At 57.1% G+C, this 14102-nt stretch carries 16 protein-coding genes; 11 read left to right on the top strand and 5 right to left on the bottom strand.

Features of this window, described 5'->3' with window-relative positions; all coding sequences use genetic code 11:
* Positions 1 to 2: 2 nt before the first annotated feature.
* Positions 3 to 2228, top strand: a complete 2226-nt coding sequence (locus tag QQX03_RS09070; RefSeq protein ID WP_285975423.1) for a S9 family peptidase — start codon at positions 3 to 5, stop codon at positions 2226 to 2228.
* On the opposite strand, the gene QQX03_RS09065 is transcribed toward QQX03_RS09070, so the two are convergent.
* Positions 2188 to 3096 (bottom strand): alpha/beta fold hydrolase, encoded by a 909-nt coding sequence (locus tag QQX03_RS09065; protein WP_285975422.1) that lies wholly within the window; start codon positions 3094 to 3096, stop codon positions 2188 to 2190. The genes QQX03_RS09070 and QQX03_RS09065 overlap by 41 nt on opposite strands.
* A 75-nt stretch (positions 3097 to 3171) precedes the next feature.
* Here QQX03_RS09065 and QQX03_RS09060 point away from each other — a divergent pair, with 75 nt between their 5' ends.
* The 5 genes from QQX03_RS09060 (at position 3172) to QQX03_RS09040 (ending at position 6604) form a co-directional block, all read left to right on the top strand.
* A complete protein-coding gene (locus QQX03_RS09060) occupies positions 3172 to 4197 on the top strand; it encodes an aspartate-semialdehyde dehydrogenase (protein ID WP_285975421.1) in 1026 nt (341 codons plus the stop codon).
* A gap of 48 nt (positions 4198 to 4245) precedes the next feature.
* Positions 4246 to 4893, top strand: coding sequence for a 2-hydroxychromene-2-carboxylate isomerase (locus QQX03_RS09055; protein ID WP_285975420.1), 648 nt, complete (start codon positions 4246 to 4248; stop codon positions 4891 to 4893).
* Positions 4857 to 5342 carry a GFA family protein gene (locus QQX03_RS09050; protein WP_349665838.1) on the top strand — a complete coding sequence of 162 codons (486 nt, stop codon included), beginning with the start codon at positions 4857 to 4859 and terminating at the stop codon, positions 5340 to 5342. Before QQX03_RS09055 ends, QQX03_RS09050 begins: the two co-directional genes overlap by 37 nt.
* A complete protein-coding gene (locus QQX03_RS09045; RefSeq protein WP_285975418.1) occupies positions 5339 to 6091 on the top strand; it encodes an alpha/beta fold hydrolase in 753 nt (250 codons plus the stop codon). The genes QQX03_RS09050 and QQX03_RS09045 overlap by 4 nt, the downstream gene beginning before the upstream one ends.
* Before the next feature lie 63 nt (positions 6092 to 6154).
* Entirely contained in the window at positions 6155 to 6604 is a 450-nt protein-coding gene (locus QQX03_RS09040) for a hypothetical protein (RefSeq protein ID WP_285975417.1), read from the top strand.
* Positions 6605 to 6683: 79 nt separating this feature from the next.
* Here QQX03_RS09040 and QQX03_RS09035 read toward each other — a convergent pair whose 3' ends face one another.
* Positions 6684 to 7244, bottom strand: coding sequence for a metal-independent carbonic anhydrase family protein (locus QQX03_RS09035; RefSeq protein WP_285975416.1), 561 nt, complete (start codon positions 7242 to 7244; stop codon positions 6684 to 6686).
* A 314-nt stretch (positions 7245 to 7558) separates the two neighbouring features.
* On the opposite strand from QQX03_RS09035, the gene QQX03_RS09030 reads away from it, so the two are divergent.
* From QQX03_RS09030 to trxB, 5 genes are all read left to right on the top strand, one after another.
* Complete coding sequence (locus tag QQX03_RS09030; RefSeq protein WP_285975415.1) at positions 7559 to 8581, top strand: YVTN family beta-propeller repeat protein; 1023 nt, start codon at positions 7559 to 7561, stop codon at positions 8579 to 8581.
* Positions 8582 to 9052 carry an ATP-dependent zinc protease family protein gene (locus QQX03_RS09025; protein WP_285975414.1) on the top strand — a complete coding sequence of 157 codons (471 nt, stop codon included), beginning with the start codon at positions 8582 to 8584 and terminating at the stop codon, positions 9050 to 9052.
* A 5-nt stretch (positions 9053 to 9057) separates the two neighbouring features.
* Positions 9058 to 9963 carry a 30S ribosomal protein S6--L-glutamate ligase gene (gene rimK, locus QQX03_RS09020; RefSeq protein WP_285975413.1) on the top strand — a complete coding sequence of 302 codons (906 nt, stop codon included), beginning with the start codon at positions 9058 to 9060 and terminating at the stop codon, positions 9961 to 9963.
* 206 nt (positions 9964 to 10169) lie between these two features.
* On the top strand, positions 10170 to 10949 hold the full coding sequence (locus QQX03_RS09015; RefSeq protein ID WP_285975412.1) for a tyrosine-protein phosphatase: 780 nt from the start codon (positions 10170 to 10172) through the stop codon (positions 10947 to 10949).
* Between the two features lie 77 nt (positions 10950 to 11026).
* Positions 11027 to 12001, top strand: coding sequence for a thioredoxin-disulfide reductase (gene trxB / locus QQX03_RS09010; protein ID WP_285975411.1), 975 nt, complete (start codon positions 11027 to 11029; stop codon positions 11999 to 12001).
* A gap of 39 nt (positions 12002 to 12040) precedes the next feature.
* On the opposite strand, the gene QQX03_RS09005 is transcribed toward trxB, so the two are convergent.
* Genes QQX03_RS09005 through QQX03_RS08995 form a run of 3 tightly spaced genes read right to left on the bottom strand, consistent with a single transcriptional unit; the run spans position 12041 to position 13950 of the window.
* Positions 12041 to 12484: an MAPEG family protein gene (locus QQX03_RS09005; protein WP_285975410.1), complete on the bottom strand. Its 444-nt coding sequence runs from the start codon at positions 12482 to 12484 to the stop codon at positions 12041 to 12043.
* Positions 12484 to 12930: an MAPEG family protein gene (locus tag QQX03_RS09000; RefSeq protein ID WP_285975409.1), complete on the bottom strand. Its 447-nt coding sequence runs from the start codon at positions 12928 to 12930 to the stop codon at positions 12484 to 12486. Before QQX03_RS09000 ends, QQX03_RS09005 begins: the two co-directional genes overlap by 1 nt.
* Positions 12931 to 12990: 60 nt before the next feature.
* Positions 12991 to 13950 carry a threonine ammonia-lyase gene (locus QQX03_RS08995; protein ID WP_285975408.1) on the bottom strand — a complete coding sequence of 320 codons (960 nt, stop codon included), beginning with the start codon at positions 13948 to 13950 and terminating at the stop codon, positions 12991 to 12993.
* Positions 13951 to 14102: the final 152 nt, after the last annotated feature.

Raw genomic sequence — 14102 nt, 5'->3', positions numbered from 1 at the left:
GAATGCGCTTACTCATCGCCGTTGCCGCTTCGCTTGCTCTTGCCACTCCAGCACTCGCGGATGATCACGCGATGAGCGATGCGCCAGAACTGACATTTGAGCGGGTATTCGCTTCGCCAAGCCTCAATGGATCAAGCCCGCGCGAGGCCAAGCTTTCGCCCGATGGACGCTATCTCACGCTGCTGGGCAATCGCGAGGATGACAGCGCGCGCTATGATCTGTGGGGCTTTGATCGTGAGAGGGGCGAGTGGACCATGCTGGTCGACAGCGAGAAGCTCAGCTCAGGCCGCACGCTGTCCGAGGATGAGCTGATGCAGCGCGAGCGGCAGCGTGTCGGCAATCTCAAGGGCATCATCAGCTATCAATGGGCGAGCGATGGCAAGTCCGTGCTCGTGCCGCTGGACGGTGACCTCTATCTCGCAGGCCTTGATGGATCAGTCACGCAATTGACTGACACTGAAGAGAGCGAGCTCAACCCCAAGCTTAGCCCCCGCGCTGGCTATGTCTCTTTCGTGCGCGATCGCCAGCTTTGGGTTGGCGAAGTAGGCTCGGAAGCTACGCCGATCACTCCCAAGGAAGGCGAGAACATCCGCTGGGGCGAAGCCGAGTTCGTCGCACAGGAGGAAATGGCCCGCCTCACTGGCTTCTGGTGGGACGGGAATGATACGCGCATCGCAGTCCAGCGCACTGATGAAACACCTGTGGCGGTTGTGAACCGCGCCGCGATTGGCGCGACTGGCACACGGGTATTTTCTCAGAAATACCCCTTCGCGGGCAGCGACAATGCGATTGTCGAGCTCTACATCATGGACCCGGACGGGCAGAACCGTGTGAAAGTAGATCTGGGCGAAGAGACCGATATCTATCTCGCGCGGGTCGATTGGGGCCCGGACGATTATCTTTATGTCCAGCGCCAGAACCGCGAACAAACCGTGCTCGACATGCTGCGTGTCGATCCGATTACCGGCGAAAGTCAGTTGTGGTTCACGGAAAGCGCAGCGCGTGATGACTTCTGGATCAACTTGGACGACAATTATCGCTTCCTCAACGACGGATCGCTGATCTGGTGGAGCGAGCGCGACGGTTTTGGGCACCTCTACCGGTTTGCTGAAGGCGAATGGACACAGCTCACCAGCGGCGAATGGGTTGTCACTGGCCTTGTCGGCGTCGATCAGGAGCGTGGCCGCCTCTATTTCGCAGGCAATTCCGATGGTGTGCTGGAACGGCATATCTACGCGCTTGACCTCGATACCCCCGGCGAATGGACGCGGCTGACCGAACCCGGCTTCGTCAACTCCGCCAGCATGGACAAGAAAGGGCAATCGCTGCTGATCTCGCGCTCTGCATCAAACCAGCCGCCACAAACCTATCTTGCCGATATGGACGGCAACCGGATCGCCTGGGTTGAAGAAAACGCGCTCGACGTGGATCATCCTTATGCGCCGTATCTGGCCAGCCATGTTGCGCCAGAATTTGGCACGGTGGCCGCCGAAGATGGCACACCGCTGCATTACATGATGATCAAGCCGGAAATGGAGCCGGGCAAGAAATACCCCGTGTTCTTCTACCACTATGGCGGACCTGGCCCGCAGTTGGTCGATCGCGGCTGGGACGGGGCTTTGGCGCAAGCGGTGGTCGACAAGGGTTATATCTGGTTTGCGCTCGACAATCGCGGGTCGAACAATCGCGGGGTCGATTTCGAACAGCCAATCTACCGCGCGATGGGCGGGGTCGAAGTGCGCGATCAGGCGAAAGGTACCGAGTTCCTTAAGACGCTTGAATTCGTCGATCCGGACAAGATTGCGATCTACGGCTGGTCCTACGGCGGATACATGACCTTGAAGCGCTTGCAGGCAGAGCCGGGCGTCTATGCCGCGGGTATTTCCGGCGCGCCGGTTACCAAGTGGGAGCTTTACGACACGCACTATACAGAGCGTTATATGGGCGATCCGCGACTTGTACCGACGGCCTATGAGGATTCCAATGCGATGAAGGACGCGACCAAGATGTCAGATCCGCTGTTGTTGGTGCACGGCATGGCTGACGACAATGTGGTGTTCGAACATTCGTCAGAACTGATCGCGGCGTTGCAAGAGGGCAATGTCCCGTTCGAGATGATGCTCTATCCCGGATACACGCACCGCGTGGCGGGCGAGAATATCTCACCGCATCTTTGGAATACCTATTTCAACTTCCTCGAACGGCACGGCGTGACTCCGCCCGAATAGGGCGCGGGGTTTCCGCCAACCATTCAAGCACCTTGGCTGCGACCTCGTCGGGAGCTTCCACCTGGGGATAGTGCCCGATTTTGGGCAGTAAATGGTTGCGCGCATTGGGCAACACGTCGCGCCATTTGCGATAGGCGTGTTCTCCGGACACCGGATCAAGTGCACCGTTGATCAGGCCGATGCGCGCTTGCGAATGTTCTAACGCGCCCACCCAGCGCGCCTCATGTTCGCGGCGATCGGCGATGTAGTGCAGCAGTTTGTGGAAGATCAGGTTTCCGTCATGCTCGTTAATGAATTCCCAAAAGCTGTCCAGTTCGGCTTCGCTCGGCTGAGTGTCTGGGCCGAAAACTTCTGAGAAGCTCTTCCCGAAACCCTTTCGGTTCAGCAATCGGCTGACGATAAAGCCCATGGGCGAAGTGCCCAGTTTTTGGATTGGCCGCGGGCGGTGCTGATCCGGAAATATGCCCCCGTTGAGGAATATCATCTGACCCAATCCGGTTGCGCCAGTACCGTCGACGTTTCGGGCCAGCAATTCCTGCCCCACCGACACGCCGTAATCATGCACGAGCGCATCCCACTCACTAACTTTGAGGTGTGAGAGCAGTGCTTCCTGAAGATCTGTTTGAAGGTGGATCGAATAGCCTGAGCGGGGTTTTGCCGACAAGCCGAAGCCCAACATGTCGCACGCGATCAGGCTGTAATGTTTGGAAAGCTCTTCCCACACAGGTTCCCAATCCCATGCGCAGGTTGGGAAACCATGGACAAGCAGGAGGGGGGGACCCTCACCGCCGGTCCAATAGGCGATCTGGTGTCCCTCAAAGGTGAAATAGTTCGCGCGACCGCGCCATTCGGCTGTATTGGCATGCATAGGTTTTCCTCTTGCTATGCAGGGCTAGTCGCGGCAGCGGGGTGTGCAAGCAATTTTATGCGACGGAGAATGTAATTGGGTTATCGGGTGGCAGTTGTTGGCGCGACAGGCAATGTCGGGCGCGAAATGATGCAGATCCTCGCAGAGCGCGAGTTTCCGTGTGATGAGGTCGCGGCAGTCGCATCGTCGCGCTCGAACGGGACAGAGGTGGAATTCGGCGACACCGGCAAGATGCTCAAATGCAGGAACATTGAGCATTTTGACTGGGCGGGCTGGGATATTGCGCTGTTCGCGGCTGGCAGCGGCCCGGCGAAGGAATATGCGCTCAAGGCTGCGGCGGCAGGCTGTGTGGTGATTGACAACAGCTCTCTCTACCGGATGGATCCGGACGTTCCGCTGATCGTCCCAGAGGTCAATCCGGAAGCGATCGACGACTATTCGAAACGCAACATCATCGCGAACCCCAATTGCTCGACTGCGCAAATGGTTGTCGCGCTAAAGCCGCTGCACGATGCGGCGACGATCAAGCGTGTCGTTGTTTCGACCTATCAGTCCGTGTCAGGCGCAGGAAAGGCCGGAATGGACGAGCTTTTCCAGCAGAGCCGCGCAATCTTTGTTGGTGACCCCGTTGAAGCGGAAAAGTTCACCAAGCAGATCGCCTTTAACGTGATCCCGCATATCGATGTCTTCCTGGACGATGGAGCGACCAAGGAAGAATGGAAGATGGTGGTCGAGACCAAGAAGATTCTGGACCCCAAGATCAAACTGACTGCCACATGTGTGCGCGTGCCGGTGTTCGTTGGCCATTCCGAAGCGATCAATATCGAATTCGAGAATGAGCTTTCAGCCGAACGAGCGATGGAAATCCTGCGTGAGGCGCCGGGCGTTATGCTGGTCGACAAGCGCGAGGACGGCGGATACGTCACCCCGGTCGAATGCGCAGGCGATGGCGCTACCTATGTCAGCCGGGTTCGCGAAGACCCGACGGTAGAGAATGGCCTGACGCTTTGGTGCGTGTCAGACAATCTGCGCAAAGGCGCGGCGCTGAATGCTGTTCAGATTGCCGAACTGCTCGGCCGCACGCATCTCAAGAAGGGGTGACGCATTTCAAGGGGTGACGAGTGTCTATGAATGCGGCACAAGTTCTGCATGACACTGACTGCAGATCTCTATTTCAGCTTTCGTTCGCCTTACAGCTATCTCGCCATAGGGCGATATAGCGAACTGTCTGAGACTCACAATGTCGATATCGCGCTGCGGCCGGTATATCCGATCGCGATCCGCGATCCCGACATCCTGTTCACCAACGCCTTGCAGGGCCGATACATCTTCATAGATTCCGCGCGTTCGGCTCAGATGCTGGGAACTCCCTATCGTTGGCCGCGCCCTGACCCGGTGGTGCAGGACATGATGACACGCAAAGTGTCTGACGAGCAGCCTTACATCTACCGGCTGACGCGTATGGGGCAGGCGGCTCAAAGGCGCGGCAAAGGTATCGCTTTCGCCGACGAAGTGTCCAAGATCATCTGGTCAGGTGAAGTCGATAATTGGCACGAGGGTGACCATCTGGCTGAAGCGGTCAAACGTGCAGGGCTGGATCTGGACGAGCTGGATGCCGAGGCGGCAGCTCGGACAGAGGAACTCGACGCGGAAATCGCCGCGAACCAAGATGCGTTGGCGGCCGCTGGTCATTGGGGGGTGCCGACGCTGGTGTTTGAGGGCGAACCCTTCTTCGGGCAGGACCGGATCGAAATGGCGAAATGGCGCATGGAGCAAAAAGGGCTGACCAAGCGATGACAGCTATTCTGACTGGGCGGTGCCAGTGCGGCGCTGTGACCTATCGCGCAAAGGCTGAGGCTAAGGGGTACGCCTGCCATTGCCTTGATTGTCAGAAGCAATCGTCAAGCGCGTTTGGTATCTCACTGTCCATGGATACGACGAACCTGACCGTTGAGGGCGAGCTGGGCAGCTATACCAAGACCGCCGATAGCGGCGCTCAAACCGATTGTTATTTTTGCCCCAGTTGCGGCAGCCGGATCTATCATGAAGGCAAAAGCAGGCCGGGGAAGGTCACGATCAAGGCGGGTACGCTTGACGACACGTCCGCTCTGCAGTTGACCGGGCACCTCTGGGTCAGTCGCAAGCAACCGTGGCTTCATCTAGGAGAGGAATTGCCCGTGTGGCTAACGCAGCCGACAGCGCCGGACGAATGGGAGATGCTCTGGAGCGGCGGACGCGAAGAATGACGGACTATTTTGAAAGCTTCGACTGCACCAAGCTTGCCGTTCACCGTACGGGCGAAGGACCGCCCGTGGTACTGCTGCACGGGTTGTTTTCCAGCGCGGATATGAACTGGATCAAATGGGGGCATGACGCAAAGATCGCCGAGGCTGGGTACGAAGCGATCATGCTCGATTTCCGCGTGCATGGGGAAAGCGAAAGCCCGACCGATCCCGACAGCTATCCGCAAAATGTCCTGGTGCGTGATGTTGCGGCATTGATCGAGCATCTGGAGCTTGAGGACTATGTTCTCGGCGGATTTTCACTTGGCGCGCGCACTTCGCTGCATGCGGTGGCGCATGGCGTGCTCAATCCCTCACGGTTGATTGTCGGCGGGATGGGCACAGCGGGGCTAGGCGAGTGGAACAAGCGCTCAGCCTTTTTCAAACGCGTGATTGATGAATTCGACACGATCGGAAAAGACGATCCAGCTTACTATTCGCGTCAGTTTCTGAAGTCTCAGGGCGTGAACCGGGTCGCGGCTCGCCTTTTGCTCGACACCATGCCTGATCTTGATCTTGCGATGCTTGCCAATGTCACGGTCCCGACGCTGGTGGTATGTGGTGAGGAAGACCGCGATAATGGATCGGCGGAAGAGCTTGCTGGCATGCTGCCAGATGCGACATTCGTTGAAACGCCGGGCAATCATTTGATGAGCGCAACCAAGCCCGAAATGGGCGATGTGATCGCTAACTGGCTTCAGGAGACGGCATAACCTAAGATAAAGCCCCCTCTCAAGTTTTGGCTCTCTGGCCTCGGAATATTTGGAATATTCATCGTGTTGGGCGCGCTCGCCGGCGATGCGAGCCAATACAATATCGTCGATCATCAGGGTGCCGGTACTGCGGAAATGGTCAATACCATTCAAGCAGACTGGCGCGCCAACGGCCTGCGCAATGCAGTCATCTACGGCATGATCGCGGACTTTGTGTTCATTGCGGTTTATGGCTGGGGGAGCTTTGTTGCCGGACGAAGTTTCTATCGGTCCGGAAACGCACTGTTTCGGCTTCTTGGCGGATTTATAGCAGCGGCCGCCGTTGTCTTCCTGATCAGCGACTATCTGGAAACTATCCTGCAGTTCGCTCAGATGCTGCAAAACGAAGGCGTTGACTGGATGGCAGCTACGGCTGCGACGGCTCAGCCGATCAAGTTTGCTGCGTTCTATGTTACCTTTTTTGGAGTGCTCGCCGCGCTTTGCGCCCGACTTGTTAATCGTCCCAAGACATGAAGCAAAATAAGAGTCCCGCCGCAACTTTGCGCGACGGGGGCCAATATCCTGCCTTATTGGCAGGCTCGCTGTTCAGCGTTTATTCTGCGCTGAATGGCAGCGACGAGTGGTGCAGGTTAATCACCACGTCGCCAGCTTCATTGCGCATGTAGCCGAAGGTGTATTCAACCTTGGTTTCATTGCCGTCTGTGCCGGTGAAGTAGTAATTGCCCATCGCCAGCGCGCTGTCACCGTCAGTGATGGTTCCTTCGTTTTCCCACCGCACGTTTGTGTAAGGTGCGATTGCGAAGCCGCCATCTTCCGTGCCTTCGGTGCCGATGAAGTAGCTCAGCGCTTCGCCGAAATCGCCGCGGAACTGGTCTTCGGCAGCCAGAGTCGGCTTGAACAGTACGTCAGCGCCATCTTCGTAGGCGTAGAATGTGTTGATGTGGTCTGTCGCTGCGGCAGCAACGTCACCACCTTCGCTGTGAACCTTGCCGATATTAACGATGCCTTCGCCCCAGCCTTGCTGAGCCGCTGCTACTTCTTCAGCTGTGATCGGTGCTGCACCAGCATTAGCTTCAGTGGTTGCTTCGCCACCACAGGCTGCAACAGCAAGGCTAGCCGCTGCAATCGCAGGTACCATTACGATCTTGCGCATTTTGGTCTCCAAAAGAATGTCTGCCCCCACGCGGGGAATGTTATAATCATCATCGACTGCGGTCTTTGGAGAGGTCGCATAACGGACCCCACTCGACCGAAGTCGGTACGGTCCGACATCACGTGCGTTTTCTTGTCGCACGCCAGAGGGGCCTGGCCCGTGGTCAAATAGCCACGAGAGAAAGGGATGGTTCCATGCTTGTTGTGATTTTCTCGCAATCGCCGTTTGCCCCGCGAATCCGCTTGGGATGGATGGGACAAATGCTGTAGGGGGCCTGCATTCCGTAACGGCTGGACCAAAGTGAGAGAATTGTGATGAAGGCAAAACTCCATGCCCTCTGCACCGCCTTGATGATTGTTGGCTGTTCGCCGGTCGAGGTTGGCCCGGCTGCGAACTCCAGTGATGCAGCAAGCCCTGCGTCAGGTACGCTTTTTGTCGCCAACAAATTCGGCGACACTTTGTCCAAGGTTGACCTGGCAACAGGCGTGGAAGTGTCGCGGCTCGACAGTTGCAAAAATCCGCATGAACTGGCGACTTCGCCTGATGGTCAACATGTCGCCCTGGCATGCTATGGCGGTACTACAGTCGACATCTTTGCGACCGACACATTGGAAAAGGTCCGCAGCATTGATCTGGGCGAGAATGCTCGTCCACACGGCATCGTATGGCATGCGAATGGCGATCTCTATTCTACCGCTGAGGGGCGGCAGTCGATCTTCTGGATCCGCGATCCGCTGGGTGATGCGAAGACCTTCGAGTATTCGTCGGGCAAACTCGGTACGCACATGCTGGTCGTGGCCCCCGATTCACGGCATGCCTGGACCACTGATCTGGGTTCGAAGACCGTCACACGGATCGACTTGCGGACACGCCGCGCTCCGATGTCGGTCACTGTCGGGGAAGAGCCAGAGGGCATTGCATTGTCGCCGGATGGGACGGCGCTGTGGGTGTCAGCGCGCGGATCGAACGAAGCTTATGAGCTCGATCCTGATACTATGGCGGTGCGTACCACATTAAAGACCGGAGCGTTTCCGCTGCGATTGGCTATCCGGCCGCAAGGTGACTTTGCCGTCACGTCCGACCTGATGGATGGCGGTCTGACAGTGATCGACCTGGACAAACGCGAAGTCGTGCGCAAGATTTCTGTTTCCAGCCCAGAGGAAGCCGAAGATCGTTTCCAGGTTACGATCCTGTGGTCGAATGATGGCGAGCGCGTGTATGTCGCTGAAACCGCAAGCGATACCGTGGCTGAAGTCGATTTCACCTCCGGTGAAGTGCTGAGGCGATTGGATGTCGGCGACGGCGGCGATGGTCTAGCGATTTTGGGAGCAAGATAGTTGGCTGCAAGTCGCCCTGAACCGGCCATTGTCGGATGGCGTGAACTGGTCGGTCTGCCCGATCTTGTATCGGCGCGCATCCCAGCCAAGATTGATACTGGCGCCCGGACATCTTCGCTTCACGCAACCGAGATCGAGCGGTTTGATCGCGATGGCCAACGCTGGGTACGCTTTCTACTCGATCTGGGTGAAGGCCGCAGCGAGCCGGTTACATGCGAAGTCCCACGCGCAGATCGCCGTATCATTACAAGCTCGAATGGCGACGGGCAGACACGTTTTATCATCAAAACCGCTTTAACACTGGGAAGCCATAACTTCCGTGCTGAATTCAGCCTTGCTGACCGATCAGACATGAAATTCCCGATACTGATCGGGCGGACCGCATTACGGCGCAGGTTTCTGGTCGAACCGAGCCGCTCCTATCTCCAATCGCCCTTGCACGAGCGTAAATTGCTGAAAAGCAGAGGATAATTCTTATGAAAATTGCCATGCTAGCGCGAAATCCCAGCCTCTATTCTCACCAGCGGCTGGTCAGCGCTGCGGAGGAGCGCGGGCATACACTCGATATTCTCAACACTACCCGCTGCACAGTGAATATCGCCAGTCACCGACCCACTGTCATGTATCGTGGAGAAACGCTGAAGGGGTATGATGCCGTCATCCCGCGCATCGGAGCGTCGATCACCAACTATGGATTGGCCGTTCTGCGTCAGTTCGAAATGGGCGGAGTCTGGTCACTCAACGAAAGTGTCGCGATTGGTCGCAGCCGGGACAAGCTCCGGTCTACCCAGATTATGGCGAAATACGGCCTCGGCCTGCCACTGACGGCATATGCCAACGATCCAAAGCAAGCCGAGCAGATTATCAAGGCTGTGAATGGACCGCCGGTAGTCATCAAACTGCTTGAAGGGACACAGGGTATCGGTGTGGTCCTTGCCGAAACGCTGAAGGGTGGCGCGTCGATTATCGAGGCGTTCCGCGGCGCAAATGTGAACATTATGGTGCAGGAATTCATCAAGGAAGCTGGCGGTTCGGACATCCGCTGTCTCGTGGTCGGTGGCAAGGTGGTCGCCGCAATGAAGCGCCAAGGGGCCGAGGGAGAGTTTCGCAGCAACCTACACCGCGGCGGTAGCGCGCGCCTCATCAAGATCACCCCGGAAGAACGTTCAACCGCCGTCCGTGCGGCGAAGGCGATGGGGCTGAATGTCTGCGGAGTGGACCTGCTGCGCAGCAATCATGGCCCAGTTATCATGGAAGTAAACAGCTCGCCCGGACTAGAAGGCATCGAGACCGCAACCGGCAAAGATATTGCCGGCCAGATTATCGAATTTATCGAGGCCAATGCGAAGAAGGGTAACACCAAAACTAAGGGCAAGGGGTAGAGCGAATTCGCGGACTTGGCTCTGTCCAGACACAGGCTTAGCCCATCAGCTCGTCCATCTCTAACATGGTTGCCAGCCATGGGGTCCAATCCAGATTAGCTCGAGGAGATGTTTGGCGTTTGGGCTCACACTACTTTGCCGCGCGCCCTTCATCAGATGAGCGGTTGAGCTTGCCGCACCCCACGAAGGCTGCCACCAGTCAAGGCATGATTCGTGACCGCTTCTTGCCGACCAATGCCATCCACAACCTGCGTGACTATGGCGGATATGCCGTTGCCGGAGGCGGAAAGGTCAAAACTGGGCTATTGTTTCGCTCTGGCCATCATGCCGAGGCAGGGGAGCATGACCTGGCGACGGTCGAAGCGCTGGATTTGCGCTATGTGATCGACTTGCGCGGCGATAGCGAGCGAGAACGGCACACATGCAAGCGACCTGAAGGCTTTGACGGAGAGGTGATCTATTTCTCTGGCGAGACGGCCGGGCTCGCTCCGCATCTGGAGGCAGCCCAAGGCAATGTTGATGCGGCAAACGCGCATCAGGCGATGGTAGACCTGTATGGTGCGCTGCCCGATCGCGAAGGCGTGAATTGGGTTCTCAAGCGTTATTTTTCCGTATTGACAGAGGGAGAGAGCGCCAGCTTGGTTCACTGCGCAGCGGGCAAGGATCGCACCGGGATCGCTGTCGATCTTCTCCATCACATCTTGGGCGTGCATCCTGATGATGCGATGGAGGATTACCTGCTCACCAATCACTCGCCGCGCAATGAAGAGCGTATTCGCCATGGCATGGAGCTGATGGGCGACAAATATGGCGGGATCGATGAAGCGACGGTGCGCGTGTTGATGGGAGTTGACGCCGAATTTCTCGAAGCGGCGCGGCGTTCAGTCAAAGAGCGTTTCGGATCAACCGAAGCTTACTTGGAGCAGGTTCTGGACGTCGATGCGGCCAAACGCGAGGCGTTGAAAGCCGCGCTTGTGGATGTGTAACGCTTTCCTTGCGTACACGAATTGAAGCTTGTGGTTACAGTGACTAGATCGCTTGGTGACACTATCAGGATTTTACTATGGCTACTCACCGCACCAAGATGCTCATTATCGGCTCAGGCCCGGCGGGTTATTCCGCAGCTATCTATGGCGCGCGCGCCATGCTTGAACCGATTGTTGTGCAAGGCATCCAACCCGGCGGCCAGCTGACCATCACGACTGATGTCGAGAACTACCCGGGTTTTGAGGATGTGGTTCAAGGCCCGTGGTTGATGGAGCAGATGCAGAAGCAGGCCGAACATGTTGGCACGCGGATGATGTGGGACACCATTGTCGAGGTTGATTTTGACAATGGTCCACCGTTTCGCGCGGTGGGCGACAGCGGCGATGAGTATATTACAGACACGGTTGTGATCGCGACTGGCGCGCAAGCCAAATGGCTTGGCGTTCCGGGCGAGCAAGAACTGGGCGGCAAGGGCGTGAGTGCTTGCGCAACTTGCGACGGATTCTTCTTCCGCGGCAAGAAGGTGGCGGTGATCGGCGGTGGCAACACCGCCGTTGAAGAAGCACTTTACCTTACCAATCACTCGGACGATGTTACCTTGATCCATCGCCGTGATGAACTGCGTTCCGAGAAGATCCTTCAGGAAAGGCTGTTCAAGTCGGACAAGATCACACCGCTTTGGAACAAGACGGTAGTACGGTTCGAGGCGGGCGAAGATGGCGCGCTGCATCATCTGGTTCTGAAAGACACCCAGACTGGCGAAGAATCCACTCTGGAAGTCGATGGCGCGTTCGTGGCTATCGGCCATGCTCCTGCGACCGAGCTGTTTAAAGGCAAGCTGGCGATGGACGAGAGTGGCTATCTCGATGTGAAACCTGGCACGCCGAAAACCGCGATTCCAGGCGTCTTCGCAGCCGGCGACGTGACGGACCATGTCTATCGCCAGGCGGTAACAGCGGCAGGCATGGGGTGCATGGCCGCGCTCGATGCGGAGAAGTTCCTCGCGACACTGGAATTTGAAAAAGAACCCGCGACAGAAGCGGCCGAGTAGAATGCAGGGGGCGCGCCGTTAAAGCGCCCCCCGCTTTCATTACATATGAATATCAAACACGCTGATGCTTGCGTGGAATATCAGCGCGATCAGCACAAGGCTCGATAGGGCGAACAGCACAAAGCGAACCAACACTACATTGGCGGTTGCCTGGACAAGGCTGTGCGCGACGCGAAGCCCAACATATATCCAGGCCAGCAGAGAATTCATACCGTCGCCCTGGCCAATGATCGCAAGTACAATCGCCACAGCATAGAAAACCGTCGGTTGTTCGTGCAAGTGATTGTAATTATGCGCTTTGCGCTGGACTTCGGGTGGTAGTTGAGCATCCAATCCTGCGGAGGTGGGCAGGCGTGAAAGCTCCTTAGGATCGACTTTTGCCTTGCTCATCGCTGGAATGCGTGTGGCATACATCCAGAACCACATAACCATCGTCCAGATTGTGAGCGCGACAACAGGTTGCAGGATATCCATTCCGATCATCAAAGTACTCCCGGGTCTGCCAGCAATGTGACCGATACCGCTCGCACAGCAAGCGCGGCCAGTGCCAAGGTTGAAAGAATGAAAAGCAGGAAGCGAATGGTAACAACGTTCACTAGCGCTTGCCAGAGCGAATGGACGATCCGCAGACCGACGTAGATCCACGCCAGCAAAACGTCGATCGCGCCAGCTCCCATCATCGCCAGAATGATGACGGTCGGATAGAAGATGGTCGGCTGTTCCATCAGGTGCGAATAATTGTGCGATTTCCAGTTCACCTTGTCGGGAATGGCGCCTTCCAGATCTTGTCCGCGTCCGCCAGGCTTGGCATTTTTCAAGTCCATGCCTGACTTTGCCATGGCCGGAAACCGGGTTCCCGCCGTCCACATCAACATGATTATTGACCAGACAATAAGCACCGCTCCTGGTGCTAGCATTTGAGCTTGCATGATTTATCTCCCCTCGAAGCAGCAAGACTGCGCAGCACAAGGTCAATTGTCAAACGCAACCTATGCATCTCCGGCAATCGTCTGTGCATAGGCATGCGCGTCGACATTGCCGCCTGTGACCATCAGCACTGTAGCTTCATCAAGCGGCACTTTGCCCGCCAGCGCGGCGGCCAGAGCTGCTGCGCCTCCCGGTTCAACCACAAGGTGCAGTCGCGAGAAGGCAAAGCGTTGCGCCGCACGCACCTCGTCATCGGTTACAGTCACGCCCGGGTCGCTTCGCCCCAAAAGCAGATCGAGGTTGATCTGCTTCGTCGCAGTAGGCTGAAGCGCATCACATATCGTTTTGGGCGCGTCGGCTCCGGCGTGCACAAGCGTTCCCTTCGCTAGCGATTGCCCGACCATGTCCCAACCTTCGGGCTCTACCGGCACTATAGACGCATCGGGGCACGCCAGCGTGAGACCGACTGTCAGCCCGCCACCACCACAACATGCAATGATCCGGCTCGGTTCGCGGCCCAATTGAGCCGCAATCTCGATTCCGGCGCTGCCCTGACCTTCCATTACCCATGGATCGGCAAAGGCGTGCACCAATGTGCCGCCGCGTTCCTTAATCAGCTTTGCAGCAGCCTTGTCGCGATCTTCTCCCTGACGGTCATAGGTGACGATCTTCGCGCCCAGTGCCCGCGTCCCTTCCAGCTTCACCTCTGGCGCGTCAGCCGGCATTACGATCGCCGCCGCAATTCCCAGCCGCTTTGCCGCCCAAGCCACCCCCTGCGCGTGATTACCGCTTGAAACCGCGACTACGCCCATCGCGCGTTCCTCATCGCTGAGCGATGAGAGCCGGTTCCATGCTCCGCGGATCTTGAACGCGCCAATAGGTTGCAGATTCTCGGCTTTCACCCAGCAGCGGGTTCCATTGATCTCTATCGGAAGTAGCGGAGTAGGCGGCAAGATCGCTGCAACTCTCTCCGCGGCTTCAATCACTCCCTCGCGGGTCGGCAGTCGTGTGGTTTCTGTCATCGCGCTCTTCTTGTCCTGGCACTTTGTTATTTGAGGCTAGTTTCCTACAGGATGGAACACATGGAACACAGTCCATTGGTGAAAAATACTCACCGGTTTATGAAACCGAAATTGTACGGATTTCTGCGGGTTTGGGGTGTTCTCTGCTTGCA

This window comes from Altererythrobacter rubellus (assembly GCF_030284385.1).
Taxonomy (GTDB): domain Bacteria; phylum Pseudomonadota; class Alphaproteobacteria; order Sphingomonadales; family Sphingomonadaceae; genus Erythrobacter; species Erythrobacter rubellus.
This window is presented reverse-complemented; position numbering and strand designations above follow the sequence as displayed.

Bases quoted from the DNA above. Each gene is read 5' to 3' on its own strand.
- QQX03_RS09070 (WP_285975423.1), top strand. From the start codon at position 3: ATGCGCTTACTCATCGCCGTTGCCGCTTCGCTTGCTCTTGCCACTCCA.
- QQX03_RS09065 (WP_285975422.1), bottom strand. From the start codon at position 3,096: ATGCATGCCAATACAGCCGAATGGCGCGGTCGCGCGAACTATTTCACC.
- QQX03_RS09055 (WP_285975420.1), top strand. From the start codon at position 4,246: ATGACACTGACTGCAGATCTCTATTTCAGCTTTCGTTCGCCTTACAGC.
- QQX03_RS09050 (WP_349665838.1), top strand. From the start codon at position 4,857: ATGGCGCATGGAGCAAAAAGGGCTGACCAAGCGATGACAGCTATTCTG.
- QQX03_RS09045 (WP_285975418.1), top strand. From the start codon at position 5,339: ATGACGGACTATTTTGAAAGCTTCGACTGCACCAAGCTTGCCGTTCAC.
- QQX03_RS09035 (WP_285975416.1), bottom strand. From the start codon at position 7,244: ATGCGCAAGATCGTAATGGTACCTGCGATTGCAGCGGCTAGCCTTGCT.
- QQX03_RS09030 (WP_285975415.1), top strand. From the start codon at position 7,559: ATGAAGGCAAAACTCCATGCCCTCTGCACCGCCTTGATGATTGTTGGC.
- rimK (WP_285975413.1), top strand. From the start codon at position 9,058: ATGAAAATTGCCATGCTAGCGCGAAATCCCAGCCTCTATTCTCACCAG.
- QQX03_RS09015 (WP_285975412.1), top strand. From the start codon at position 10,170: ATGATTCGTGACCGCTTCTTGCCGACCAATGCCATCCACAACCTGCGT.
- trxB (WP_285975411.1), top strand. From the start codon at position 11,027: ATGGCTACTCACCGCACCAAGATGCTCATTATCGGCTCAGGCCCGGCG.
- QQX03_RS09005 (WP_285975410.1), bottom strand. From the start codon at position 12,484: ATGATCGGAATGGATATCCTGCAACCTGTTGTCGCGCTCACAATCTGG.
- QQX03_RS09000 (WP_285975409.1), bottom strand. From the start codon at position 12,930: ATGCAAGCTCAAATGCTAGCACCAGGAGCGGTGCTTATTGTCTGGTCA.
- QQX03_RS08995 (WP_285975408.1), bottom strand. From the start codon at position 13,950: ATGACAGAAACCACACGACTGCCGACCCGCGAGGGAGTGATTGAAGCC.